Source organism: Sinorhizobium sp. M4_45 (genome assembly GCF_002885915.1).
In the GTDB taxonomy this organism is placed as follows: Bacteria; Pseudomonadota; Alphaproteobacteria; order Rhizobiales; family Rhizobiaceae; genus Sinorhizobium; species Sinorhizobium meliloti_A.
In genome coordinates this window covers 287,994-312,967 of record NZ_NWVE01000001.1, presented here as the reverse complement: position 1 = coordinate 312,967, position 24,974 = coordinate 287,994, and the positions used below count along the sequence as shown (strand labels likewise).

The window sequence follows — 24,974 nt, the reverse complement described above, 5'->3', positions numbered from 1 at the left end:
GCGCCAAGGAGAAAAACCCATGACCGCGCCGCACCCCTCCAAGACCCATATCGGCAACCACAAACTGCATCCCGAAACGCTGATGCTGAATTATGGTTACGACCCCGAGCTCTCGGAGGGTGCCGTCAAGCCGCCGATCTTTCTCACCTCGACTTTCGTCTTCCACTCCGCCGAGGAGGGCCGTGACTTCTTCGACTTCGTCTCCGGCCGGCGCGAACCGCCCGCTGGCGTGGGTGCCGGGCTCGTCTATTCCCGCTTCAATCACCCGAACAGCGAGATCGTCGAAGACCGGCTCGCCATTTTCGAACGAGCGGAAGCCGGCGCGCTCTTTTCCTCCGGGATGTCGGCGATCGCCACGACGCTTCTCGCTTTCGTGCGGCCGGGAGACTCCATCCTGCATTCGCAGCCGCTTTACGGCGGCACCGAAACGCTGCTCGCCAAGACCTTTCTCAATCTGGGTGTCTCCGCGGTCGGCTTTGGCGATGGTACGGACGAGGCGGCCGTCAATGCCGCGGCTGAAGAAGCGATGAGCAAGGGGCGGGTCTCCGCGATCCTGATAGAGACGCCGGCCAATCCCACCAACAGCCTTGTCGACGTCGCGTTGATCCGGCGCATTGCCGAAAGAGTCGAAGAAAGACAGGCGCATCGGCCGATCGTCGCCTGCGACAACACCCTGCTCGGCCCTGTCTTTCAACACCCGATCGAACACGGGGCGGATCTTTCCCTTTATTCCCTGACCAAATATGTCGGCGGCCATTCCGACCTGATCGCCGGCGCCGTTCTCGGCTCCAAGGCGCTGATCAGGCAGGTGAAGGCCCTGCGCGGCTCGATCGGCACACAGCTCGATCCGCATTCCTGCTGGATGATCGGCCGCTCGCTCGAAACCCTGTCGGTGCGTATGGAAAAGGCAAACGACAACGCCCGCATCGTCGCCGAATTCCTGCGTGACCATCCCAAGGTCGAGCGGATCCATTATCTGCCGTTCCACGACGCGGACACGCCGGTCGGCCGTGTATTCGCCACGCAATGCACCGGCGCGGGATCGACCTTCTCCTTCGACATCGCCGGCGGCCAGGAGGCGGCATTCCGCTTCCTCAACGCACTGCAGATCTTCAAGCTCGCCGTCAGTCTCGGCGGTACGGAATCGCTCGCGAGCCACCCGGCGGCAATGACGCATTCCGGCGTGCCGATCGAGGTCCGCGCCCGGATCGGCGTGCTCGAATCCACGATCCGCCTGTCGATCGGCATCGAGCACCCGGACGATCTCGTCGCCGACGTCGCAAACGCGCTGACGATGATCTAGGCTGCTGCTGGAGGTCGTCCGGTTTGGAGGTCTGCGACAGCGTGCTCAGCGCGACCATCGCCGTCCTGTTCATTGCGGTGCCGATCCATTCGTTTTTAGGGGACGACCGGGGTCAAGCCCTTGCCCGATGCGAAAGGACGTTGACGATAGTGCCGAACGGATCGCGCAGAAAGAACCGGCGCACGCCCCAGCTTTCGTCGGTGATATCGTAGACGATCTCCGCACCGGCGGCCGTGGCGCGGTGATAGGTTTCGTCCACGTCATCCACCTCGATCGAGAGCGCCGGGACGGGCGTTCCGGACCCGCCTTCGGTGGCGAAGCTCACCTGCGGCATTGCGGAGCGGCCAACCGCCGCAAATGTGACGATCCAGCCGTGATCCATCACCACCTCCAGGCCGAGCAGGTCCGCATAGAACCGCTGCGCCTGAAGCGGATCGGACACCTGAAGATTAGGAACGATGCGTCGTACTGTCATTCGACCCTCCCGATTGTCCGCTCCGATAGCGCCAACTTGACGAGCGAGGCCGCGGCCGTCCCCGCCGTCTCCATATAGCTCGGATCACGGTGGAGCAGAACGACGGCGAAGCTCCCGTCGAGGAGCAACAGGACCTGCCGCGCGAGCGCTTCCGCGTCCACGATCCCTTCTGCCTCGAACACCTGCCGGAGCCACTCCTCGAACTTTTTCTTGTGCGCGGCGCCGATACGGATCGCCGGGTGCCCCGGCATGCCGGCGAGTTCGGCGGAGGTGCGCAGGAAGCCGCAGCCCTTCCATTTCGGATGTCGGGCGACGCGGGCAAGATTGAGGAAGATGCCCTCGACTTTCGATGCCACGTCGCCTTCGGTTTCGCTGAACCATTTCCGGAAGAGCTTGAGGTTCGGCTGATCGCGCCCCTCGAGATAGGCGGCAATCAGGTCGTCCTTGCTTTTGAAGTGATAATAGAGCGTTCGCTTCGTCACGCCGGCCGCCTCGGCGACGGCGTCCACGCCGACGGCGCGGATCCCTTCGGCATAGAACAGCGTGGAAGCGGCGGAAACGATGCGTTCGCGTGTGTTCGGTGCCGTCGTCATGGGCTATGTATACCGACTAGTGAATATACATTCCTTTGTCGCCGACTTAGCCTCCACTCGTCAATACTTGATGGGAGACAATTCATGTCCGATACGGTTCTTATCGAAATTTCGGCCGGCATCGCCCTGCTTACCCTCAACCGGCCCGAAAAGCTGAATGCCCTCAACTACGAACTGATCGATCGGCTTTTAGCCCTTCTCGACCGTGTCGAGACCGACGAGACGGTGCAGGCAGTCATCCTCACCGGCGCCGGCGATCGCGCCTTTTCCGCAGGCGGCGACATTCACGAATTCGCCGGCAGCGTGGCCAAGGGCGTGAACGCCGCCGGCCGCGATTTTGTCCGGCGGGGGCAACAGCTGACGCACCGCCTGGAAGCCTTTTCGAAGCCTGTGATCGCTGCAGTCAACGGTCTCGCCTATGGTGGCGGCTGCGAGATGACCGAAGCGGTGCATCTCGCGATAGCGAGCGAGCGGGCTCGCTTTGCCAAACCGGAAATCAAGCTTGCCATGCCGCCGACATTCGGGGGCACGCAGAGACTGCCTCGCCTGGCAGGACGAAAGCGTGCGCTCGAGCTGCTCCTGACCGGGGATGCATTCTCGCCCCAACGCGCGATGGACATGGGGCTCGTCAATGCCGTCGTGCCGCATGATCAACTGATCGCCTCGGCCAGAGCGCTTGCCGATCGGATCATCCGCCATTCCCCTCTTGCCACCGCCGCCATCATCACGGCCGTGACGCGCGGTCTCAACATGGCCATCGGAGAAGGTCTGCTTTGCGAAAGCGAGCAATTCGCACGAATGGTTCCAAGCCATGATCTCAAGGAAGGGCTTGCCGCCTGGAGAGAGCGGCGAGAGCCACGCTATGCCGGGCGCTGATCCGGTTCTTCAAAACGACCCGGTTCCGCACGGAGAACCGTTCGTCACTTTTCCAGGAGTGTTCTAAATCCGCGCGAAGCCGAGCACGAAAAGGGCGAGCGCGCCTGTCGAAGCGAAGGTGCGCACGTGGTTCCAGCGGACCCAGTCGGTCAGGTATCGCTGCTGCCAGAGCTCGGCGGCTGCCTGGCCGGCAGGGGCGGCCGCAAGCGCCTCGTTCAGCGGAACATTGATCGCGACCGTCACCGCGAGCGTGCCCACAAGGTAGACGAGCCCGCCGGCTGCCAGCAGATAACTCCCCTGCCCGCCCGAGATGAAGGCCATGACGAGGAGGATCAGGCCAAGCAGCGCCGTACCCATGAAGGCGGAGAGAAACAGCGGGTTCTGAATGACCACGTTGATGGCGTTCATCGCGGCGACCCCCTGATCAGGCGGGAGCCGCGACAGCGCCTGCATGATGCAGACCGAGAAGACGAAGAAGAGCCCGGCCATCAGACCGGATCCGATAGCGGCGGCAAAAGCCAGCGCAGGAACAAGGGCAACCATCGCGGCACTCCAGACGGGAACGAAGCCGCTTCGGGCCGCTTCCCTCGTTTCAGACTCGAGGCAGCGTCGACGAAAGCCAGCCGCCCGCAAAGCCGGCCCTGCTCAACCCATGGCTGAATGCCGGAATGCTGCGCGTCAGTTCCCAAATCAGGCCGCTTCTCCAGTTCTCGATCATCATGACCACGAGCCCCTGGTCAAGCCCGACGATTCTGTCATCCACCCAACCCTCGGGGCCGTCCCCGGGCAGGCTGGGATTGAAGCCGCCGGGAAGGCAACCCTCCGTAACGAGCGCGGGATAATGCGACATCAGGTGGGAAAGGCTGGCGAGACACGCGTCCGGCTCGAACGGCAGGCCGGCGAGCGACGCCCATGGAACAAGCGTACCGTCATCGGCGCCGAATGGTGCGCCGCGTGCCTCGTAGCCGAGCAATCTCTGCCGCCGCCCGTCGCGAAGCCGCAGCCAGCCTTTCGGCGCGTGGCAGGCGCTGAAGCCCCATAGATCGCTGCAGTAACCCGCGAAGCCATGGGGATTTTCTTCGGCATGGGCGCGCTGCAGCCTGATGGCCCGACGGGAGTTTTCGAAATAGTCGCTGTCCCTTTCACGCATCTCCCGGTCGCGAAGGCCGCGAAAATCGATCCAGGCCTGCGGAAACAGGTGGACGAAGAGCGCGCCGGCGTGGAGATGCGCCATCCCGCCGAGCGTGAGCCATTCATGCGCCGCGGTGTAGGCGTCGTAGTTCTGCGGCATGATCGGTCGTGTCGGCGATCCCAGTGCCAGGACATAAAGGAGCAGCGCCTCGCTGTAGCCCCGCCAGCGGTGCTTCAGGAAGCGCCCCGGCGGCCGCCAGCCCATTGTGACGGTATCGCCGCCATTGAGCGCCCAGTTCCAATCGGCCCTTTCATAGAGAAACGCGGCGAGGCTCCTGATCTCCCGCTCCTGCGCGCCCGAGCCGGAAAAATAGGCCGCAGCGGCCAGGGCACCGGCAAGCAGCAACGCGGTGTCTATCGTGGAGATTTCGCTTCGCCAGGCACGCTCTCCCGACGGCATATCGAGGAAATGATAATAGAAGCCACGATAGCCGCTTGCCCGTACGTCGCTCTCCTGCCGGCTCGCCGCGAAGAATGCGAGGGTGGCCAACACACGCCGGGCGGCCTCCGCCCGCCCGATCCAGCCGCGCTCGACCGCGACCGGATAGGCTGCCAGTCCGAAGCCGGTGGCGGCGATGCTCGACGGAGAACCCTCGCGCGAGGTGTCGGCCACCAGACCGGTTGCCGGATCGGAATATCGAAGAAAGTAGCCGAACGCCGCGCGCTGCAGCCGGTCGACGCATGCGATATCCGAGTTCCAGTTCGAGTGAAACATGGTGGCCTATTCTTCGATGACGTTGGTGACATTGCGGCGGGTGGCGCAGCCCTTGCCGCGATCACCGAATATTGTAGGCCCGCGTCGCGCCAGCAGTCGCGGATTTCCAATCCTGTGGTACATTCGTCGGATTACATCGGCCCGGAGGCCGAGGCCGGTTTTACGGCAAATCGCGGTGCCCGGGATAGAGGGGCAGAACGCCCGACGCGTGATCCACGATGATTGGCTGATGCGATGTTAGGCACGATAGCATTGATCCTGGCTCTGAGCGGGAGCCCGATACAGTCGGCAGCCATGGCCGCCGACGTGGACGTGGAGCTGTTGCTGGCTGTCGACATGTCCGGTTCGATGGACATGGAGGAGGCGCGCGTGCAGCGCTCCGGCTATCTGCAGGCGCTGCGACACCCGGATTTCATCAATGCGGTTCAGGGCGGGCTCCTCGGGCGGATCGCCATCGGCTATTTCGAATGGGCAGGGCTCGTAAACGAGGCCTCCGTCGTAAACTGGCAGGTGATCGAAAATGCTGCCGACGCCGAAGCCTTCGCCGTCAAGCTTGAGGCGCGGCCGATCGGGACGCGGCGTGGCACCTCGATCTCCAACGCGATCCTTTTCGGCACGAGCCTCATCGATTCGAACGCCTTTTCAGGTGCGCGACGGGTCCTCGACATCTCCGGTGACGGACCGAACAATACCGGGCCGCCGGTCACGCCTGCCCGCAACGATGCCGTATCGCGCGGAATCATCATTAACGGGCTTGCGATCCTCATCCGCCCGTCGGTCTCGACCGGGCCGCTCGACCAGTATTACGCCGAATGCGTCATCGGCGGCCCCGGCTCCTTCGTCCTGCCCGTCCATGAGCCCGAGGATTTCGCGATCGCAATCCGTCAGAAGCTTATCCTGGAAGTAAGCGGCCTCACTCCCGCGCCGGCGCTCCGCCTTGCAGCCGGCGAAGCCGCGGCAGACTGCATGATAGGCGAAAAGCTGCGGCCCGGTTTTCTCGACAGGGTCTACCCGGAGCTGGATCGCTAGACGTGAGAGCGCGCCGCGGGTCTTCCCGCAGCGCGCTTTTTCCCGCCCGACCACAGATCGCCTCACCGTTTCGGTGAACGGCGAAGCCGCCTTGGCTCTTTGTGACGCGACCCGCGCCCGCTGCTATTGCAACGAGTGAATTCTGGCGTCGAAGCCCGCCGCCGCGATGACGAGCTCGCTGCGATCCCGCAACTCGTTGGCAACGGCCTGCAGTGCCATCTCGACGCAATACTCGACGGCCTGAGCGTCCAATGCGCGGGCGCTATCGCGAATGTGGCTGAGCATTCTGGCGATGCTCGCAAGTTCCGTTTCAGTATCCGTCAAGGACGAAGGATGATTATTCATTTGAACCCCCATTCCGTGCGCTTCCCTGACGGCGACTATAGACGAGTTCGGATTTTTCGCGCGTTGCACGAGCGTTGCACTCGCACCGGTAGAGTACCGGAGTAGATCTCGCCAAATGCTTTGCGGGTCTGCTCCTTTATGATGCGAGCGCTTTGGAAAGCGCGCGCGGACCGAAACGGCGCGCTCTTTCACCGTCAGGGTTTTCAAGATCGGGAACGAAGATCTTGACGACCGCGAACGGCAGAGCTTCATCCGACAGGCGCACCACAATTACAGATTGCACGTCTGCATCCTTCAGATGATCGATGGTGTGCCGCAGCAGCCCGTCCGGATCGCCGCCTGCATGCGGCGCCGACGGCGCATGCAAGCACGGCGCCGCGAGGAAGGCCCGGCGGGTCGAGTCCGGCAAAGGCCGGCTGAAGGTTTCGGGAAAGACGTCGTCCCGCGCGCCGCTCATGAAGGTGAGCCGCGACTGCGCCGCTTCGGTCACCGCTCTGATCGCCGCGCGAACGGCAAAGACATGCGCCCCGCAGCCGCTTGTCACATCGACGAAACGACCATCGTCCCTGATGGCGATATCGGCGGGGCCGAGCAGTGCCAGAAAGCAGGGAACATCGATGTCGCTGGTAATGTCGAAAAGCCGGAGATCGAGACCGGCGGCTCTGATGCGCTCGACGAGACTATTCAGCGCTGCATCGCCGAACCCCTCGGGAGCAACGCACTTGCGGTAACGGCTCTGCGGCCCTGACACGCCCCACAGGACATGGGCGTCGCGCTCGATGCGCTCCAGCAGCCCGTGCAATGTCGCTTCCTGAATGGAATTTCCCGATGCGAGCCCATCCGACGACATCCAGAAACGCGAAGGCCGGGTACGGTCCAACTGCGCCGCTGCGAGCGGTACGAACACCTCGCGGCCGGAGATCAGGTCGGAGCCGGGGGCCCAGAGCAGTTCTTCGTCCGGACCGATTTCCTCCTGCCCGGCCGCAATCAGCCCCGGAAGCGGGTTCACGGTCCGCCCGGACGCCTGCAGGGAGCGCGTCGTGGCCACAATGGTTTCGACGGCGGGTTCGCCGGCAACAGCGCGCTCCAGCGCCTCCATGACGGCGGAAACCTTCGCCTCCACATCCGTCAGCCCTTTGCCCTGTGCGACCACGATGGATCGCGCATTCGGCGTATAGGCGCACCAGACGGGGATTCCGATCCTGTCCAGTCCCGTGTGCCTGGCGATCCGGGTTATGCCGAAACCGGAAAGCAGAGGCCTTACACGTTCGAAGGTCTCTTCCGGGCTCAGCACACGATCGGAATATTCATTGCGCAAGTCGGCCCCACCCCGATGCCGGGACCGGTCACCCGTCGAAATGGCCCGAAAACACCTTGTCGGCGGAGGACACAGCCACTGCGAGGTCGACATTCTTGACGACCGTTCCCCCTTGTGCCCGGAGCTTGTCCGCCGCGGCCAGGTCGCCCGTCACCTGATCGAGCGGCGTGACGGTTCCGCTCCCCAGGTCCGCCAGCCACAGACCCGGCTCGCCGGGAATCCCAATCACAACAACCTTCGCCATATCGCTATCCCTCATCCTCAAAACCCCGCCTTTTTCAGCCCCTCACGATAGAGGTCCTTCTGCCATTGTTCCTTGATCGGAACGACGGCAAGCCACTTGTCGACGTCGAATGTCGGATTGCTCTTCAACGCCCGCATCCGGTACGCCCGTGCTTTCTTCTGGTCGCCGAGCATCGCCCAGCTTGCCGCAAGCAGCCTGTCGCCGGGCGACTTGTCCTTCATTCTCTGAACGTAGCCGATCGCGTCCTCATAGTTTTCGAGGAAATAGCTGGCACCGGCAGCGCTCCAGAAATACGTGTCGGGCGCCAGCGGATTGAGCGAAAGCGCCTTGGCCAGCTTGTCGAGCGCCTCACGCGGACGGGAGACATGAACGAGCGTGTCGGCGTGGCTGTAAAGCACGTCGGCATAATGCGGGCTCAGGTTTTCCGCGAGATCCAGCGCCGCAAGGCTCTCGTCGAGATCACCCTGATAGAGTTTGACGACACCGAACTCGCGGTGTGCTCCGGGCAGGTCCTCATTGCTTTCGATCGCCTCCTTGGCGTGATGCTCCGCCAGCGAAAGAAGTTCACGATCGCCGCGGGCCGTCAGGATCCACTCGATTGCATAGGTGCGCGCCATCCCGCTCAGCGCCGGAGCAAAATCCGGCTTGTGCTTGAGCGCGGCCCTGAAATCGCGGCGTGCCCTGCGGATTTCGGGAAGCCCCACGCTGGAGAGGTTTCGCAGGCCGGCGAGGTAGGCGTAATAGGCCTCCGGATGGGCCAGATAGTCGATACGCGCGGCACGGCCGGTCTCGACCTGCTCCGTCACCGCCCGGGCGACATGAAAGGCGATTTCCTGGCGTTGCTGAAGGAGACCGACCGGAGATATCGCGAACCGCTCCGCCCAGACGATCGCGTCGGACGGCAGAAATATGAGCTGCGTGAAAAGTCCCTGGTCCGACATGCGGCAGTCGAGCGCATAGGTGACGCCATGCTTTTCCAGGAACGCAGCCTTGTCCGCGGCATCCCGTATCCGCTCCGCCGTGTATGGAGCAACGACGGACATCGATCGTTGCGCACATAGCCCGATCGTGATGTCCTCGACCACAGCCACGCTGACCGCGTGAAGCATCGGATCGCTGCCGAAGGCCGCGGGGGGAAGCAGAGCGACACGGGGTGCCGGCGCAACCGGCGGAGCACTCGCCTCCGTTGCGAACTCCCTGCCAAACCCAGCCTGCGGCAGCCGGGCCCTTCCCGGCTCGCCGCCCCCGATGACCAGCCCCCCGCCGGTCATCCGCTCCAGGATCGCACGCACGGCCGTATCCATCGGATCGAGCTCGAGGAGGTGCATGCACGCGCTGCGCCGCAGAGACCTGTCGGCAAACCGCTCTTCGCCGCCGAGAAGCGCCGCGCGCATCGCCTGCGTGAACAGCCGCCGCTGTTCTCCGACCCAATCCGCATAGCGACCCGGTGGCACATCCGCGCTTGCCAGAAACCCGTCGCGCCAGAGCGCAAGCCCGGTGCGGAACGCCTCTTCCGAACGCTCCAGCGCCTCGAAACCGTCGACGTCGCAGGTAATCTCCCCCACCGTCACCTCGGTTTCCGTCGCCGCAATGAGCGGCCCCGACTCCGCAGCAAGATGGCGCATGCGCCACAATGTCGACCGCAGGTTCTTGAAAGCGACGCTCTTTTCCCGTTCGGGCCAGATCAGCATTGCGAGCTTTTCACGGGAAGCCGTTTTCTCCCCGGACACGCAGAGATAGGCGAGTATCAGCGACCCCCGCTCGGGACACGCCACAACCACGCCGCCGGAATCGACCAGCCGCAACTCCCCGAATGTCTGCAGACGATAATGCGGCCCCGCCACGAAAACCTCAAATGGCTCGAATGGTGGAAGCGCCGCCGGCGACCGGCGAGACCGTCGACATCTCGTTCACCAACCCTCTCCTGCCCCTTCGGCACGAACACCAAAGCGCACGCTGCGCCCCACGGCTCGTCGCTGGAGAAAGAAGGACGGACGCCGAACAGACCGGCAATCTGTGCAGGCGCAGCCACCGATCGGCACGGTTCATGCCTCCGGATGTGCGGCTGCGATGCCCGGAGCCACACCTGCCCGTCCCTTGGTTCACTTCCCAGCCCGATGCGGAAACGCATGCAGCCCAGATGCGAACATGCTCGAAAAGCCGGAACATGGCAACTCATTGCCGCTTATATCTGTTAAGGACGCAGCCCAAGACGGCGTCCGCGGAGCTTCCGCATCGTTGTTCGCCAGCCGTTTTCATGCTATGTTGAACGGGATCGATCGAGGGTGCCGTAAACCCGCTGCAGATCGTTCGCCGGAGCGCGCTTGGCCCAAACAAGCGCGCTTTTTGCTGTCGCAATGCCAGCGGTTACCAATAGGCAATCCATGACGCAACAATATGAATGGCGGACTTCGCAAGTCGTTGATCAACTCATTGCACTCGGGGTAGAGCCTGGAGGCATTCTGCTCGTTCACAGTTCCTTTCGCAGCGTCCGGCCTGTCGAAGGCGGGCCGCTTGGCGTGATTGCCGCTCTGCGCACGGCCATCGGCCCGGAGGGCACACTCGTCATGCCATCATGGTCGGGTCTTGACGACGAGCCGTTCGACCCCGCGACGACACCTGCAACATCCGATCTGGGAATACTCGCCGACACGTTCTGGCGGCTGGAGAATGTGACGCGCAGCGACCATCCGTTCGCGTTTGCGGCAGCCGGCCCGCTTGCCGCACGCATCACATCAGACACTCTGCCCCTGCCCCCGCACGCTCCCGCAAGTCCTATAGGACGTATCCACGAACTAGACGGGCAAGTGCTCCTCCTCGGCGTCGGGCACGATTCGGACACCACGCTGCATCTCGCCGAGCTGATGGCGAAGGTCCCCTATGGAGTGCCGAAACACTGTACGGTCCTCGATAACGGCAGGCCGATCCGCATCGACTATCGCGAGAACGATCACTGCTGCCAGAACTTCAACCTGGCCGACACCTGGCTGCGGCGAAAGGGCTTGCAGCGGGAGGGCCCGGTCGGCCATGCCCATGCTCGCCTGATCCGCTCGCGAGACATCGCGAGGATCGCCACGGATCAACTGGCCCGCGATCCACTCGTCTTCCTGCATCCGGTAGAGGCAGGGTGCGACGAATGCGATGCGGCGCGCCAGTCGGCCGGCTGCGCTCGTGGCGGCAGCCTCGCCGGGTGATCAGCTCGGCCGTCTCCTACGGCCCGTCTGATGACATGGCACGGTTTTACGAATCCGAGTATTTGACCGTTACGCCGCGCTGCCGAAAGTAGGCCTGCATCAGCTTCCTGCCAGAACGGTTGTTCTGTGCGAGTCTGCCCGGATCAAAGACGGCCTCTTTCAACCCCTCCCGCGTCAACGCTGCCTTGAGAGTCGCGATATGCGCGTCGATGTCGGCATTGTCCGCCTGGAGCGATTCATAAATGCGGTTTATCGCATCTGCGACGGTCGGTTCGCTCACCATTACACTCCTGTTGTTGTCTGGCTGGCGCTTACCATACTTTTTGCCTTGACCCTAGAGGACGCTCTGTCTCCGACAGCATGACGTCGTTGACGATCTAAAGGAAGCGACCCATCTAAGCGTCATGCCGAAACACGACAACAGTCGCATCGAGCTGCTCAAGACATGGGTGCTGCCGCCAGCGGCGACATTGGGTTCATCCGTCCGCATGAAGGGCATCCTTCTGGAAATTCGCGCGCGGCTTCCGTCTGCCACGAAAAAATCGCTCAATCTCGATGGTCGCGAGCTCACGCTTATGATGTCCGCAAGCGAGAAGGCTGCGTTCCACGCCGCATCGGCTGTCGTCGCCGAGGCGTTGGTAAGCATCGAGACCCTTCCGGTGATACCGCGCGAGATCGAGGACATTCTCACGATCAAGACGAGCGAAAGACATCGGTGGCTGGCCGACGGTCGCTTGCCGAGTGCTGGAACGCGAACGGTCAAGCTGCGCGGACGCGCCAGAAAGATAACATTTCATGTCTTCGACCCGAGGATTGTCGCAGACATTCTCGATCGAGGCGTCGTGGACGATTGGCGCGAGGAAGACGCGGCGGCTGCCGCCGAAAACCGCAGACGGGCTGCGTACAAGGCGAAGTTGACGCGATCGTTGAGAAACACCACCAAGGGCGGATCGAACTCCGAAGCCGAACACGGAGACGTCGCCTCCAACCTGGCCGGATGGGAGGAGTTCGGACGCGATGGACTTCTTCGGTAATCGGGAATCGACCGGATTGCGCCCGGGGCGCGGTCACCCCTTCTTTATGATTGCCGTCGATGATGACCGGCACGAATTGGGGCGAGCGATTTTCTGATGACCGACGTAACACTAGGCTTCTACGACACGAATGCCGAGGAATATGCTGCCAGCGGGGGTGCTCCCAATCCGAGGTTGTTCACCTTCCTCGACCGTTGCAGGCCAAAGGGTAAAGTCCTGGAACTGGGGACCGGTGGCGGTGTCGATGCTGCCGCCATCATCGGAAGAGGCTTTGATCTTGACGCCACTGACGGCTCCCCCGAACTCGCCGCCATTGCTTCGCGCCGCATCGGACGGCCAGTCAAGACAATGCTCTTCAATGAGTTGGATGCCATCGGGATTTATGACGGCGTATATGCTTGCGCTTCATTGACCCATGTACGTCGATCGGACCTTCGCGGTGTGATCGAGAAAGTTTATCGGGCGATGATCGAAAACGGGGTCGTTTGGGCGAGCTTCAAAACAGGAGCCGAGGAGGGTTCGGACGCACTTGGTCGTCATTATAACTATCTATCGCAAGACGAGTTGATCCGGCTCTGGCGTGCAGCGGCACCTTGGCGGGCGATTGAAACGGAAGCGTGGTTGGGCGGCGCTTACGACCGGAAGGCAACGGAATGGATGGCGATTACTGCCATGAAGTAAATCCCCTAAGGCCTGTTGAGATTCATTTTGAGTTTATGATTGGGTTGCTTCGTGCGCCACTGCATGTTTCCTTTGATCGTAGCCGATCAATGGACAAAAACATGCAGCCGCTTAAAGGGCTACAGCGCAGGACTGCAACCTCTCCTCGTTCCTCATTCCTGTGCTCGTCACAGGGATGAGAGCAGCGCCGCGTCTGCGGCGCGGGAGAGCCTTTCCAGCCCAAGGACTTGGTCTGGCTGGATCTCCTGTGACAAGCACAGGAATGAGGAAATCAAACAAGTGGCGGCAATGCGGGTGACTTCGGCTGCACAGAGTGTAGATTGGCAGCCATCTACCACCACGAAGAGAGCGCCAATGCCCCGTTTTCTGGCCGTGTACACCATGAAACCCGAAGACCTCGCCGCCTTCCGCAGTCTGCCCAAGGCAGAGCAGGACGCGATCGACGCGGTCGGGCTGGAACAGTGGGCAGCCTGGGAGGACAGAAACGCCGCATCCATCCTCGACCGTGGTGGCATGGTGGGCAAGACGACACGTGTAACCAGGGACGGTATCGCCAATGCCGTGAACCCATTTTGCGGCTACCTTGTCGTCGAAGCGGGAAGCATCGAGGCCGCGGCGCGGCTGTTCCAGGACCACCCGCACATCACAGTCTTTCCAGGAGACGGCGTAGATATCATGCCCTTTCTGACCTGAACGCCTTCGGTCAGCTATTCAAGCGAGATTGTGCCCAAACGGAAATGCGTTGCCCATTCTGGACTGGTGGCGCCGGCTTGCTTTTCGGCACCGGGTGCATGCCGCGAGCGGCCCAGCCACCGTCAATTGCTTGCGAAGCAGTAGAAGAGGCCGTCTCCGCCGGTTCCCTTGAATGCCTCGTTCGAGCAGCCGCCCCTCGTCGAATGCGACGAATTCCAGGATTTCGCCGCATCGGAATCGTCCAGGCCCGTTCGGTCGCTGTGGCCGACGATCGCCGCGCCCTCCGCGCCGCCCATTGTCCAATTGCCGCAGGTTTCCGGTGCGGCAGTTCCATCTGGTTTCGAGCCAGTCAGGATGTCGTGGCGGTTGGGGCTGTCGCCACGGCCGGGAATGACTTCGCCTTTCTCGTTGAGAGCCGTCTGCTTCGTCAGGTTGTTGCCGTCGCTGTGAAGCGAGGCGACATCGTCGGCGATCTTCTCGCCCTTGGCGTTGTACCAGGGGCCGTTTCCGATCCGATCCCTGGCGTTCTCGGTGTCGGTGGACAGATAGGCTCTCCAGGTCTTGCCCGTCGAACCACTCGCCGTCGCCAAGGAATTGCAGTATGCGTCGGCTCCGGCCAGTCCTCCGAGGTCGCCACCCCTGCCCGGATTTGCGCTGGTGACGAAGAAGCTCATGGAGGTGTCCTGGGCGTGTGCCCACAGTGGAGAGCAGGCCAGGACGGCCACTGTGAATGCAAGCACGCGGTTCATGGCGATTCTCCAGCATTTCGTCAGTGAAGCCTATTGCTGAAAACGGCCGGCGTAAAATCGAAATCCTGTGATTGGAAGCGGCAACCGTTAAGTGAGCCATGCAGCAGCTGAAAGGGCTACAGCGACCTTTGCGCGTCTCATAAGATGCGCGGCGCTGTTGGAAACTTTTCGGAGGACTGCAACGTCTCCTCGTTCTCATCTCTCGTGCTTGTCACAGAGATGAGAGCAGCGCCGCGTCTGCGGCGCGGGAAGCGTTCTTTCAGCCCAAGGACTTGGGCTGGCTGGATTCCTGTGGCAAGCACAGGAATGAGGAAATGAAATAAGCCGCGGCGGGCGGCCTGAACCTCAGCAGGCCTCGAACCAGGGACTATTGCCGTCAAGTTCTCGCATTGCGATGCCGATGAACACTGGCCCCGCGGCAAACGCTCCTCTATTGTATCAATCCTGGGTAGTGAAACGATCGGCGAAGCTGAAGTCGTGTTGTTGGAATGCTTGCGCCCGGCCGTTTGCGGTATGAAACTTCTCCGAAAAGAGGATTGTTTCGGAATGGAAGGAATTCTCCAGCAGGTCCCGTCCCCCTGGCACCGTATAGAGATATCGCAAGTCGAAGACCTGTCCGACGCGGTGCATGGTGCCGGAATGGAAGCTACACAGATGGCGCGTGGCAAGCTGTCAGGGAGCCTCATTTTTTCCGAGCAGGATGGCGTGACATACAGCGGCGGCTTTATAGAAGGCCGTGTGGCGCTTCGCAGCCCTCTCTCCCCGGACACTCTTTCTTTGGGGCTTGGCCTCTGGCTCCCCGGATCATCCTGGCACTCGTTCACCGAGGTCAAAACTGGAGACGTGGCCATATATCATGGAGGGGACGAACACGATTCTCTCTACGCGCCGGGCTCCATGTACGCCGTAGCGACGATTTCCGCCGATCAACTCGAGCAGGAAGCCGGAAGAAACGGAATGGTTCTGGACAGGGCTGCGCTAGGCGGAAGTGGGATTCACAATCGATCCATGACGCCGGAGGTGGTAACGGCGCTTGCGGCCGAATTTAGCCGCATCCACACGGGCAACCCCGCACGGCCCGGTCTCGGGAAGATGCTGCTGAGAGCGCTCATCGACCATCTTGGCCGCCCCCCTTATAACCACGGACGCCGGGCCAACACACATCTACATGCGAGGATCGTGGCGCGTGCCAGAGCCTACATAGTCGAACACCTTTCTGAGCCGATAGCCCTTGACGACATCGCAGCTGCCGCATTCGCCTCGCGTCGTACGCTCTACCGCGCGTTCGCGGACATCCTCGACGACACTCCCCAAACATACGTCCGGCGTCTAAGGCTGCACAGAATAAGACGGGGCCTCGCGACTGATCGGGAACGAGCGTGCACCATCGCGGTCGTGGCAAATGAGTGGGGCATCAGCGAACTCGGCAGATTGGCGGGATGGTATCGCGAATTGTTCGGGGAACTGCCGAGCGAAACATTAGCAGCGTTCAAGCAGTCCGAATCCGCACAACAAGGCTCGACAGCCCACTAGATTGGCAAAAGGTGCATAGAGGGAACGCTTCCTTCCTGCCATCCTCGTCTTTTGGGGATGCAAATTGGAGAGCGTGGTCCATGGCCATGTCGCAGCCTTGAAGAAGCTAAGCGGTGATCCATTCCCGGATGCAAAGGCCGATCATTGGCAGCGCTTCCCGTTGCAAGACATCGAAGGCCTGCGAAATGCAGTACTGGGTGCCGAGCTGGACGCAGTGCAAATGGCGGGGCGCAAGATCAGCGGCAGTCTCGCCTTCAGCACATATGACGGCGTGATTCTCAGTTCGGGTTTCATCGCGGGGAATGCGATGGCGAGGGGTGTCCTGTCGGACGCTGCCGTCACCGTCGGAATTGTGCTCTCCCAAGTCGGTGGATTTCGAGTCTGTCTGCGACAGATCCCGGAAGGAACGGTGGGTATTCTCCTTCCGGGGTGCGAAGTCGACGTCCTATGCGCACCAGGCTCGATGTATGTAACGGCAACTCTTGATCTGCGCCGGCTGGAGGATGGTCTTGGCCGCAGGTTTCTGCAGTCCGCGGTTCATTCCAGGCCATTGGCCCAGGAAAAGCTCAAGGAGCTGAGAGAAGCGTTGCTCCGGGTGCACCTGGGAGAAGAAACAGAGGCCGGCGTCCACGTAGGAAGCACGATGTTGCGGGCCATAATTTCTCACTACGCAAACGATCGTGGGACGACCGCCGCAAGCCGGCCTTCGTCTTATGAAACCATCGTTCGACTGGCGCAACAATATATCGACCGGCATCTCGCAAGTCCCATATCGATAACCGATATCACGACGGCGTGCGGATCCTCCCGTCGCACCCTCTACCGCGCCTTTCTCGAGGTGCTGGGCGATACGCCCAACCACTATCTGCGCAGGCTCCGGCTGCATAGAATTCGGCGCGATCTGATGGCCGGCGATCAACTGGCGACAATATCGGCAAGCGCCAAAAAGTGGGGCATTGCCGAACACGGGCGCATGTCCGGCTGGTATCAGGAGCTTTTCGGAGAGAAGCCCAGCGCAACCGTAGCCGCACAATCCCGCCGTGCGATTTCCCGGGCCTGGCTTTGAGATTGGCAAAAAACGCATAGCCGCCCACAGGCGCGGGGGTGCATAGTCCGCCCGAAAATCCGGCATGTCAGCATTGGAACACCAACCCCAGCAGAAGGCCGAGTATCATGAAACGCACAACCGCATTTCCATCGATAACCGCTGCATTCCTTGCATTCGGACTGACCGGTTCGGCAGCGGCCGAAGAGGCACGCTTCGATCGACTGGCCAACCTGCCGTTCGAGCAAAACCGTCCCACGGCTGAGACTGCCAAGGCCCTGAAGGACGAGCTTCTCTTTCAGCAGGCGACCCAAGCCTATATCTGGGCCTTACCGCTGATCAACACGCTGGGCATGAGGAGCGGAGCCGAGGACGTCTTTGGCACCGGCTACAACGTCATGCCGGTCTGGAAAGAGAGGCTTGACACCAAGACAATGGTGACGACGCCGAACTCCGACCTGATCTATGCGATGGCTTTCATCGATATGGGCGAGACGGGTCCGATCGTATTTGAGGCGCCTCCGAAATTCAGGGCATCCTGCTTGACTTCTGGCAGCGGCCGATCCCGATGGACGGCGGCAAGTTTTTCGGCGACGTCGGCCTGCCCGGCCCCGATGCGGGCAAAGGCGGCACATTCGTCATCACGCCGCCTGGCTATGACGGACAGTTACCCCAAGATGCTTATATCTACCGCTCGGGCACCAATAACCTCTTCGTATTCCTACGCGCATTCTACGACGATCCGGACAATCTCGAGCCCACCAACAAACTCGTGGAACAGGTCAAGCTCTATCCGCTGAACCTCCCCGAGAGCGAGCGCAAGCCGATGCAATTTCCGAATGCCTCCGGCGTGAACGCAAACATGCTGCCGCGCTCGGATATCTCGGCGTTCGAGCAGTTGAAGTGGCTGATCGACCGTGAAGGCAAGAATCTGGCGGGACCGGACGGTCTTGGTCTCCTCGCCAATGTCGGCCTGATCGCGAAGGAACCCTTCTCGCCCTCTCCGCAGAAGCGAGCGATCCTCAACACCGCAGCGGATGTCGGCTATAAGATGAGCCGCGTCATCGGCCTTAGCGAGGAGGTCGGCGGTAAGTCGCTCCTCGTCTGGCCAGATCGGCGCTGGACCAATCCGATAAACACCGCCGCCGAACCAGGACCGGAGAAATCGATCGACCTATCCTGGGTGAACCGGGAACGCGGCTTCACGGACATCGAACACCGGGCATGGATGTTCACGGATTACTATTCAATCAGCCCCGGTATGGTGTCGCTGACGCCGGGCCGCGGTGCCTTCTACGCAATCGCCTTCAATGATGCGGACCGCACGCCGCTGTCGGGGGACAATTCGTACAAGGTGACGCTGCCGCCCGATGTACCGGCCGAATTGTTCTGGTCGCTGACGCTCTACGAGGCGGAGAACGCATCGGGCCTTGCGACCGAGGAGCGGCGCTACCCGTCGCTCGGCTCTCGCGACAAACCGGTCGTCAATGCAGACGGCACGATCGACCTTTACGTCGGGCCGAAGGCGCCTGAAGGCAAGGAGGCCAACTGGCTGGCGACGGCTCCCGGCCGAGGCTTTTTCGCCATCCTTCGGCTCTATGGTCCAGGCGATCGCGCCGTCGACTATAGCTGGAAGCCGGGCGATTTCGAGAAGATCAAATGACAAAATCCCGTTCCAGGCGAAACGGCTGACACGGCCGAGAATCCTAGCGAAATGAAAGTTCGGCCGGCCGATTGGCCGGTCCCGGACCGGAACCAACCTGCAGGAAGAACGATCATGACCGTGCTTTCCAAAATTCTGACATCGGCTCTTTTGGGATCGGCATTGTGCAGCGCATCGGCCGCATGGGCTGAGGAGGCGAACCCCTTCGAGGGCGATGCCGCTGTCAAAACCCGCATCGGCGAGTTGAACTTCCAGAGCGGATATCCATCCGCCGAGACGGTGAAAAAGCTGTATGACGAGATGGACTTCCAGCGCGCAACGCAAGCTTATCTCTGGGGCATCCCGGCGGTCGGTATGAACGAATGGCGTCGCGCCCACTACAGCGTGTTCGGCGGCAAGAGCGGCGAGATGCTCACCTATCTGGACTTCGCCGAAAAATTGGGAATCCTGACGCCGAACTACACGACGCCTTACATCGCCACCTTTATCGACTTGAAGGAAACTGGTCCTTTCGTCGTCGAAGTGCCTCCGGGGCTGATCGCAGGCATGATCCTCGACCCGTGGCAGCGGGTGCTTGCCGATCTCGGCGTCGTCGGCCCCGACATGGGCAAGGGTGGAAAATACCTGATCATGCCGCCCGGATACGGACCGGTGGAGGCACCCGGCTATTTCGTGGTGCAGGCGACGAGCCGCGACGTTTTCGCCGGCTTCCGGCTGCTCGATGCCGACAAGGAAAAGGCGATCGCCGAGATGATCCCGCAGATCAAGACCTACTCCTGGACTCTCGAAGGCACTGGCGAGCCAATGCCGGCACGCGCCGCCGGTGACAAGAAGTGGAGCCAGATGCCGCCACGCGGCATGGCCTACTGGGACAGTCTGAACGAAGTCATCCAGCGCAACCCCATCGACGAACGCGACCGGCTGATCCTGGCTCAATTGAAATTCCTCGGCATCGAGAGAGGGCAGCCATTCAAGCCGGACGAAAGACAGAGCAAACTGCTCCAAGACGGGGTTCTGGTCGGCGAGGCGATGGCGAAGGCGAACACCACCGACAAAAGGGTGGAGCCTCCTTTCTGGGAGGGGACCAATTGGAAGCATGCTTTGGTCGTGGCGACCGATCAGAAGGCGAACACCTATGATCAGCTCGACGAGCGCGCCGCATGGTTCTACGAGGCCGTCGTGATTTCGAAGGCGATGCTGACCCAGACTGTGGGCGTCGGACAGCGCTACATCGCGTCCTACAAGGACGCGGACGGGGCATGGCTCTCGGGCGAGAACACCTACAAACTTCATGTCCCGGCCAATCCGCCGGCAAAGAATTTCTGGTCGGTCACCGCCTACGACGAGGCGACGCGGCAGATGCCGGTCACCGAGCAGGGACGGCCGGACATCTCATCGCGCAAGGAAGATATCGTCGCGAACGAGGACGGATCGGTGGACGTCTATTTCGGCCCGAAAGCCCCCGAAGGCAAGGAGGCGAACTGGGTGCAGACCAACCCCGACAAGGGATGGTTCGCCTACTTCCGCTTCTATGGCCCGACAGAAGCGTTCTTCGACAAGTCCTGGGCGCTGCCCGACATTGAGAAGGTCAACCCGTAAATCGTGAACTGCGCCCTTCCTGTTTGACGACCATTCAGGAAGGGCGCACGCGGTTGCAGCGCACCGTATTCTTTCGTCACTGGAGCGACCAAGCGATCGGTTTGCGAAGCCGATAGGGGTCCCGTTTCTATGCTGATTGACAACGGTGATTTGCTTCTGCTCATCTCATTCTCCTTTGATGTGCAGGACGACCCGGCCAATGGTCTCGCCCGCTTCCAGTGCCCGATGCGCGTCGCCAACGCCTTCAAACGAAACCACGCGGTCGATGTGAGCGCGCAGGGTGCCACCGTCGACCATTTCGGCGATCTGGTCGAGTACCTTGACTTGTCGCAGCCTGTTCCGATGATCGCGAGCGATCTGCGGCAGGCCGATGTTGACGAACGAGACGTCTAGGTTTTTCCATTCCGCCATGGCGTTGCCGCCCTTGGGCCAGTCAGAGACCACAGTGTTCACCAGACGGCCATAAGCTGCAGTATGCTCAAAGCTCCGCGCAAAGTTGTCATGCCCGACAAAGTCGAACACGACGTCAGCGCCGTCTTTTCCGCTCCAGGCCTTGAGCTCCTTGTTGACGTCCTGGGTCCGGTAGCGGATGGCCAGCTCGGCCCCCATTCCGAGAGCGAACTCCGCCTTGACATCGGTCGAGACGGTGGTTGCGATCCGGGCACCGACTGTCGAGAGATATTGGATCGCGATATGGCCGAGACCGCCCGCGCCCCCGTGTACCAGGACGTGGTCGCCGGACATGACCTTGCCCTTGCCGAAGACGGCTTCCCACGCCGTTAGTCCGACCACTGGAAGTGCGGCCGCCTGCGCGAAGTCAAGGCTTTTAGGCTTCTTCGATACATAAGCGCCGTGAACGACCTTGTACTCAGCGTAGCTCCCCGGATTGCCGGGATAGCCGCCGTCGATGTACCAGACCTCGTCCCCAACAGTGATCCCTTCCACGGCATCACCGATCGCTTCGACCACGCCGACGCCGTCAATTCCAAGGATGGTCGGTGAACCAGTCTCCGCATTCGGATCGTGCCGTTGGCCACTCTTGCGGTTCTGCCAGTCGGCCGGGTTCACCCCCGCCGCAATGACCTTGACGAGTACGTCCGACGGTCTATCGATCTTCGGCTTCGCCACGTCTCGGACCTGCAGGACTTCGGGTCCTCCCGGCTCGTACATAACCAATGCCCGCATCGTGTCAAACATCCCGCGCCACTCCGCCGCTGTGCTCGACCGCATTAATCAGCCGGTGCAACTTGACGGCATCCTCGAATGTCGGGCTCTGGCGCGTGCCCGAGGTAATGTCGGACGCAAAGAGTTCGTAGAGTTTCCTGACATTCCCCGTGAGCACGTTTTCGTCGATACCGAAGTCATCCGGTACGGAGAGCGAATGCAAGGTCTCTCCGTCCTGAGCACCCATGAGGCTGAATCCACCCAAGCCCACGTAGCCCACGGGGCTTGTCAGCAACAGGTCGCCCTTGCTTCCATTGATCTCCAGATGGAAATTGGTCGCACGCGACAGCCCGCCGCGGAAGTGACTGGTGATCAGCGCGCCGTTGGCGAGCTTGCCGGTGAAGGCGATCTGATCGGCGACCTCGAACGGGACGACCTCATGGCTCCCGGTCATCCTGATCGTCGGGCGGCGGCTGACGAGGGTGCCGGAGACGGTCTGGAAATCCTCGTCCAGAGCGAAAATCAAAGCGTCGATCGTATGCGCGAACGGCACGTGCAGCATGCTCGCGCCTTGGGAAGGGTCGAGCGTGTAGCGGAAGGCTTCCTCGATCTCCTCGCCCCAGGTGATCCCCGAGCCGATGACCGTCGCGGAGAGAACCTCGCCGACATAGCCTTGGGAAACGAGCCTCCGCATATGCCGGATGGTCGGGTTCGCCCGGGTCTGGAGCCCGATCATCGCCGAGACACCTTTCTCCAAGGCGAGCGCGTTCATGGTTTCCGCATCGCGCAGGTTCATACCGAGTGGCCACTCCGAGAACACGGATTTCCCGGCTTCCAGGGCCGCCGTCACCAGCCCAAGATGTTCCGGCACCCTGACCGTGACCACGACTAGGTCGACCTCAGGATGATTGACGAGTTCCTCCGTCGACGAAACGGCATGGTCGAAACCGAACTTCTCGGCCGATGCCTTTGCGATCTCCATGCGGGTGTGGCTCACTGCGGAAAGTCGAAACTGCTCGAGGTCACGCAACGCGGGGACATGGGCGGTCGATGCCCAACCGCGGTCCGGATGGACGCCGATGATGCCGACTCCGATGGGGGCCTGGGTCATTGCAAACGCTCCTTGGGCGAGAATTCCAGAATGGTTCGGCGAAGCTCCAGCTTGGCGATGCGCCAGTGTCCGTCCAGAAACTCCCAGGTTTCGTGATAGTGGCCGTAGCCGTGCATGCTGGCGGGGCGTTCATCGTTCGCGGGCGGGAAGACCAAGTAGTCCTCCATCAACCAGATTGCGTCGACCAGACCTTCCGCGACGCGCTCCATCTCTGCGTTGTGGACGTGATGAATCGTTCGCGCGCCTTCAAGGTAGCTGGCACTTGTCGTGACGAATTCGTCGACCGACGTGAAGGCATGGATCGTATGCCCTTCGGGATCAACGAAACGGATGGTCGGCGCGTCGGCGAAAAGCTCCCGGAATTTCTCCCAGTGCTTGGTGTCGACATATCGGCAATAGCGGGCTTTCCTCATTGCGATCTCATCGAATGCCTGTGAATCATCCTGCATTTGCATTCTCCTTTCGGAGGTCTACATAAGGCGCTCGTTCTGGACGTTTGAGGTCGATTAGTCCTGAACCGTTGTCTGATCGTCCAAAATTCACGGGTCTCATGGACACGCTCTCGAAAATCTTGACCGCACCGCGCATCAGCGACGCCAAATTCACCCGCCTAGAAGCCAGCGCGCCCTGGGGGATCATGTCTCCCGGCGAGCGCGCGGCGAATTCGTTCACGTCCTCAGCGGCTCGGCCGTCCTCACCACCCCCGAACGGCCAGGGACCACCACACTCGAAAGCGGCGACGTCTTCATCCTGCTCGACGAGGCTGCATACCGAATCTTCGACGACGAGCGCTCCATCCTGATCGACTGCGTCGATGTCGAGCGTGGACGGGTGGGCGACAGGATCAACTTGGGGGGTGGAGGCCCAACGACGACGTTCATCAGCGGATCGTTCCAGATAGAGCGCATCGACCGCGACTCCGCACTCGACGTGCTGCCCCGCTTCCTGCACCTCAGGCAAAGCGACGGCAGGACCGCTGGTTTCGCCTCCGTTCTCAACATGCTGGCAGTGGAGACCGGCGCTCCGGGCCTTGGTTCCGACGCCGCGATATCCCGGCTGTTCGAGCTCCTCTTCATCCACGCCCTGCGAGCGTATGTCGAGGACGGCGAGAGCCCGAAACGGGGTTGGTTGGCCGCCATGTCGGACCTACGGCTGAAACCCGTGATCGAGGCAATCCACGCCGATCCGGCGAGGAACTGGACCGTCGACTCTTTGGCCAGAATTGCTGGCATGTCGCGATCGGCCTTTGCCGTGCGCTTCAGGAGCGTTATCGAGCAGACGCCGCTGGAATACCTCACGAGTTGGCGCGTTCGGTGCGCAGCGACGCTGCTCTTCAAGACTTCGGCACCGATCTCGGAAATAGCCCGCAAAGTGGGATACGGCTCCGACGCAGCCTTCAATAAGGCGTTCAAACGGGTCACGGGTCACACTCCGGCCATGTTCAAGAAGGCGAGCTCTGTCGCGCATCGGGGGAAGCCGCACCCGAGGTGATTTTCGTACATGGAACCCACGTGTTGGAGCGTGTTCATCGGCACTCTTCCAGGAATTTCAGCGCCATATGCCAAAGTCTCTCCGCGTTGGAGGGGTCGAGCGCGTAGCCGGGAACGCCCTCCAACTTCAGCTGAGGACGGCTCTGGACGATCGGTGCCTCAGCGCAGTTCTCGAAGTAGCGCCCGTTGGTGCCCTCGACCAATGGGGAGGCAGCGACGAAGACTGACGTCGCTGCCCCCTCCTCGGGTGTCTTGCGCAGGTGCTCTGGGGTGCGGAGCCCTCCGGTGTGGCGCTGAAGGTTTGTGGCGATCGCGCCGGGGTTGAGGGCGTTCGAGACGATCCCGTCGTCCTTCCAGTGTTGTTTGATCCCGACGGACAGCAGCGTGCACGCGGTCTTCGACTGGGCATAAGCCAGCAGCGGATCATAGGGAATAAAGCGAAAGTGGGGATCGTCCCAGAATACGGGTCCGAAGAGGCTGCCGCTCGAACTCACGGACACGACACGCGCGCCCCGGGCGTTGGCAAGGTGCCGGCGGAGGCCGAGGGTCAAGGCGAAGTGACCCAGGTAATTGGTCGCGAACTGCATCTCCCAGCCTTGAGAAGAGCGCCGAAGGTCCGGCAACGCCATGATTCCCGCGTTGTTGATGAGCGCGTGGATCGGGCCCTCCCAGTCTTCGATGAAGCGGCCGACAGAGCGGAGATCGGCAAGGTCGAGCGACCGGACCGAAATGTCGGGATTGGCCGTCCTGATCCTGAGGTCTTGCACGACTTCCTCTGCGGCCTCCGGGCGACGGACGGCGATGACGACGGACGCGCCGGCAGCCGCGAGCGCAGCCGTCGTCTCGATCCCGATACCGCTAGCGCCTCCCGTGACGATCATGGTTTTCCCATGGAGGTCGACGTCGCTTAAGACTTCCGACGCCGTCGA

General features: G+C 61.7%; 26 protein-coding genes and 1 pseudogene. 13 read left to right on the top strand and 14 right to left on the bottom strand.

The features are described 5' to 3' along the window. Window positions 1-19 precede the first annotated feature (19 nt). Entirely contained in the window at window positions 20-1,303 is a 1,284-nt protein-coding gene (locus tag CN933_RS01555) for a cystathionine gamma-synthase family protein (RefSeq protein WP_018095564.1), read from the top strand. Window positions 1,304-1,415: 112 nt separating this feature from the next. On the opposite strand, the gene CN933_RS01550 is transcribed toward CN933_RS01555, so the two are convergent. Both CN933_RS01550 and CN933_RS01545 read right to left on the bottom strand, forming a co-directional pair. Further along, window positions 1,416-1,778 carry a VOC family protein gene (locus tag CN933_RS01550; RefSeq protein WP_018095565.1) on the bottom strand — a complete coding sequence of 121 codons (363 nt, stop codon included), beginning with the start codon at window positions 1,776-1,778 and terminating at the stop codon, window positions 1,416-1,418. Then, window positions 1,775-2,371 (bottom strand): TetR/AcrR family transcriptional regulator, encoded by a 597-nt coding sequence (locus CN933_RS01545; protein ID WP_018095566.1) that lies wholly within the window; start codon window positions 2,369-2,371, stop codon window positions 1,775-1,777. The genes CN933_RS01550 and CN933_RS01545 overlap by 4 nt, the downstream gene beginning before the upstream one ends. Before the next feature lie 84 nt (window positions 2,372-2,455). On the opposite strand from CN933_RS01545, the gene CN933_RS01540 reads away from it, so the two are divergent. Further along, a complete protein-coding gene (locus tag CN933_RS01540; protein ID WP_018095567.1) occupies window positions 2,456-3,247 on the top strand; it encodes a crotonase/enoyl-CoA hydratase family protein in 792 nt (263 codons plus the stop codon). A 63-nt stretch (window positions 3,248-3,310) separates the two neighbouring features. Here CN933_RS01540 and CN933_RS01535 read toward each other — a convergent pair whose 3' ends face one another. Beyond that, window positions 3,311-3,790 (bottom strand): anthrone oxygenase family protein, encoded by a 480-nt coding sequence (locus CN933_RS01535; protein WP_018095568.1) that lies wholly within the window; start codon window positions 3,788-3,790, stop codon window positions 3,311-3,313. Window positions 3,791-3,839: 49 nt separating this feature from the next. Further along, the gene (locus tag CN933_RS01530; RefSeq protein WP_018095569.1) at window positions 3,840-5,153 is read right to left on the bottom strand and encodes a glucoamylase family protein; all 1,314 of its coding nucleotides are present in this window, start codon (window positions 5,151-5,153) and stop codon (window positions 3,840-3,842) included. A 234-nt stretch (window positions 5,154-5,387) separates the two neighbouring features. On the opposite strand from CN933_RS01530, the gene CN933_RS01525 reads away from it, so the two are divergent. Further along, window positions 5,388-6,182, top strand: coding sequence for a DUF1194 domain-containing protein (locus CN933_RS01525; RefSeq protein WP_018095570.1), 795 nt, complete (start codon window positions 5,388-5,390; stop codon window positions 6,180-6,182). Between the two features lie 123 nt (window positions 6,183-6,305). Here CN933_RS01525 and CN933_RS01520 read toward each other — a convergent pair whose 3' ends face one another. The 4 genes from CN933_RS01520 to CN933_RS01505 all read right to left on the bottom strand — a co-directional run bounded on the left by CN933_RS01520 (window position 6,306) and on the right by CN933_RS01505 (window position 9,933). After that, complete coding sequence (locus tag CN933_RS01520; RefSeq protein ID WP_018095571.1) at window positions 6,306-6,539, bottom strand: hypothetical protein; 234 nt, start codon at window positions 6,537-6,539, stop codon at window positions 6,306-6,308. Window positions 6,540-6,663: 124 nt separating this feature from the next. Continuing rightward, window positions 6,664-7,845, bottom strand: coding sequence for a YcaO-like family protein (locus tag CN933_RS01515; protein WP_026168655.1), 1,182 nt, complete (start codon window positions 7,843-7,845; stop codon window positions 6,664-6,666). Window positions 7,846-7,873: 28 nt separating this feature from the next. Next, window positions 7,874-8,089, bottom strand: coding sequence for a hypothetical protein (locus tag CN933_RS01510; RefSeq protein WP_018095572.1), 216 nt, complete (start codon window positions 8,087-8,089; stop codon window positions 7,874-7,876). A 17-nt stretch (window positions 8,090-8,106) separates the two neighbouring features. Then, window positions 8,107-9,933 (bottom strand): AfsR/SARP family transcriptional regulator, encoded by a 1,827-nt coding sequence (locus CN933_RS01505; RefSeq protein ID WP_018095573.1) that lies wholly within the window; start codon window positions 9,931-9,933, stop codon window positions 8,107-8,109. A gap of 540 nt (window positions 9,934-10,473) precedes the next feature. Between CN933_RS01505 and aac(3)-IV the strand changes: the two genes are divergently transcribed. Then, a complete protein-coding gene (aac(3)-IV, locus tag CN933_RS01495; RefSeq protein WP_018095574.1) occupies window positions 10,474-11,283 on the top strand; it encodes an AAC(3)-IV family aminoglycoside N-acetyltransferase in 810 nt (269 codons plus the stop codon). 46 nt (window positions 11,284-11,329) lie between these two features. Here the strand turns inward: aac(3)-IV and CN933_RS01490 are convergent, their stop codons facing one another. Next, on the bottom strand, window positions 11,330-11,566 hold the full coding sequence (locus tag CN933_RS01490; protein WP_018095575.1) for a hypothetical protein: 237 nt from the start codon (window positions 11,564-11,566) through the stop codon (window positions 11,330-11,332). Between the two features lie 121 nt (window positions 11,567-11,687). Here CN933_RS01490 and CN933_RS01485 point away from each other — a divergent pair, with 121 nt between their 5' ends. The 3 genes from CN933_RS01485 to CN933_RS01475 all read left to right on the top strand — a co-directional run bounded on the left by CN933_RS01485 (window position 11,688) and on the right by CN933_RS01475 (window position 13,691). Beyond that, window positions 11,688-12,317, top strand: coding sequence for a hypothetical protein (locus CN933_RS01485; RefSeq protein ID WP_018095576.1), 630 nt, complete (start codon window positions 11,688-11,690; stop codon window positions 12,315-12,317). Between the two features lie 96 nt (window positions 12,318-12,413). After that, window positions 12,414-12,998 (top strand): methyltransferase domain-containing protein, encoded by a 585-nt coding sequence (locus CN933_RS01480; RefSeq protein ID WP_018095577.1) that lies wholly within the window; start codon window positions 12,414-12,416, stop codon window positions 12,996-12,998. 354 nt (window positions 12,999-13,352) lie between these two features. Beyond that, window positions 13,353-13,691 carry a hypothetical protein gene (locus CN933_RS01475; protein WP_018095578.1) on the top strand — a complete coding sequence of 113 codons (339 nt, stop codon included), beginning with the start codon at window positions 13,353-13,355 and terminating at the stop codon, window positions 13,689-13,691. Window positions 13,692-13,813: 122 nt separating this feature from the next. Here the strand turns inward: CN933_RS01475 and CN933_RS01470 are convergent, their stop codons facing one another. Then, window positions 13,814-14,440: a hypothetical protein gene (locus CN933_RS01470; RefSeq protein ID WP_018095579.1), complete on the bottom strand. Its 627-nt coding sequence runs from the start codon at window positions 14,438-14,440 to the stop codon at window positions 13,814-13,816. A 546-nt stretch (window positions 14,441-14,986) separates the two neighbouring features. Here CN933_RS01470 and CN933_RS01460 point away from each other — a divergent pair. The 5 genes and pseudogenes from CN933_RS01460 (at window position 14,987) to CN933_RS01445 (ending at window position 20,280) form a co-directional block, all read left to right on the top strand. Continuing rightward, window positions 14,987-15,973: a helix-turn-helix domain-containing protein gene (locus CN933_RS01460; RefSeq protein ID WP_018095580.1), complete on the top strand. Its 987-nt coding sequence runs from the start codon at window positions 14,987-14,989 to the stop codon at window positions 15,971-15,973. A gap of 73 nt (window positions 15,974-16,046) precedes the next feature. Continuing rightward, complete coding sequence (locus CN933_RS01455) at window positions 16,047-17,039, top strand: helix-turn-helix domain-containing protein (RefSeq protein ID WP_234704919.1); 993 nt, start codon at window positions 16,047-16,049, stop codon at window positions 17,037-17,039. A 107-nt stretch (window positions 17,040-17,146) separates the two neighbouring features. Further along, window positions 17,147-17,482 (top strand): annotated as a pseudogene (locus CN933_RS32310) (hypothetical protein); the annotation flags it as partial. Window positions 17,483-17,586: 104 nt separating this feature from the next. Then, a complete protein-coding gene (locus CN933_RS32220) occupies window positions 17,587-18,681 on the top strand; it encodes a DUF1214 domain-containing protein (RefSeq protein WP_267880145.1) in 1,095 nt (364 codons plus the stop codon). 114 nt (window positions 18,682-18,795) lie between these two features. Then, complete coding sequence (locus tag CN933_RS01445) at window positions 18,796-20,280, top strand: DUF1254 domain-containing protein (RefSeq protein ID WP_018095582.1); 1,485 nt, start codon at window positions 18,796-18,798, stop codon at window positions 20,278-20,280. A gap of 165 nt (window positions 20,281-20,445) precedes the next feature. Here CN933_RS01445 and CN933_RS01440 read toward each other — a convergent pair whose 3' ends face one another. From CN933_RS01440 to CN933_RS01430, 3 genes are read right to left on the bottom strand one after another with little or no spacing between them, the layout of a single operon-like run. Further along, window positions 20,446-21,477 (bottom strand): quinone oxidoreductase family protein, encoded by a 1,032-nt coding sequence (locus tag CN933_RS01440; RefSeq protein WP_026168656.1) that lies wholly within the window; start codon window positions 21,475-21,477, stop codon window positions 20,446-20,448. Beyond that, window positions 21,470-22,555 (bottom strand): Gfo/Idh/MocA family protein, encoded by a 1,086-nt coding sequence (locus CN933_RS01435; RefSeq protein WP_018095584.1) that lies wholly within the window; start codon window positions 22,553-22,555, stop codon window positions 21,470-21,472. The genes CN933_RS01440 and CN933_RS01435 overlap by 8 nt, the downstream gene beginning before the upstream one ends. Beyond that, window positions 22,552-23,004 carry a nuclear transport factor 2 family protein gene (locus CN933_RS01430; protein ID WP_102761197.1) on the bottom strand — a complete coding sequence of 151 codons (453 nt, stop codon included), beginning with the start codon at window positions 23,002-23,004 and terminating at the stop codon, window positions 22,552-22,554. Before CN933_RS01430 ends, CN933_RS01435 begins: the two co-directional genes overlap by 4 nt. Window positions 23,005-23,092: 88 nt before the next feature. On the opposite strand from CN933_RS01430, the gene CN933_RS01425 reads away from it, so the two are divergent. Next, window positions 23,093-24,046, top strand: coding sequence for an AraC family transcriptional regulator (locus tag CN933_RS01425; protein ID WP_348627586.1), 954 nt, complete (start codon window positions 23,093-23,095; stop codon window positions 24,044-24,046). A 34-nt stretch (window positions 24,047-24,080) separates the two neighbouring features. Here the strand turns inward: CN933_RS01425 and CN933_RS01420 are convergent, their stop codons facing one another. Further along, entirely contained in the window at window positions 24,081-24,926 is an 846-nt protein-coding gene (locus tag CN933_RS01420; RefSeq protein ID WP_102761196.1) for an SDR family NAD(P)-dependent oxidoreductase, read from the bottom strand. Window positions 24,927-24,974 lie beyond the last annotated feature (48 nt).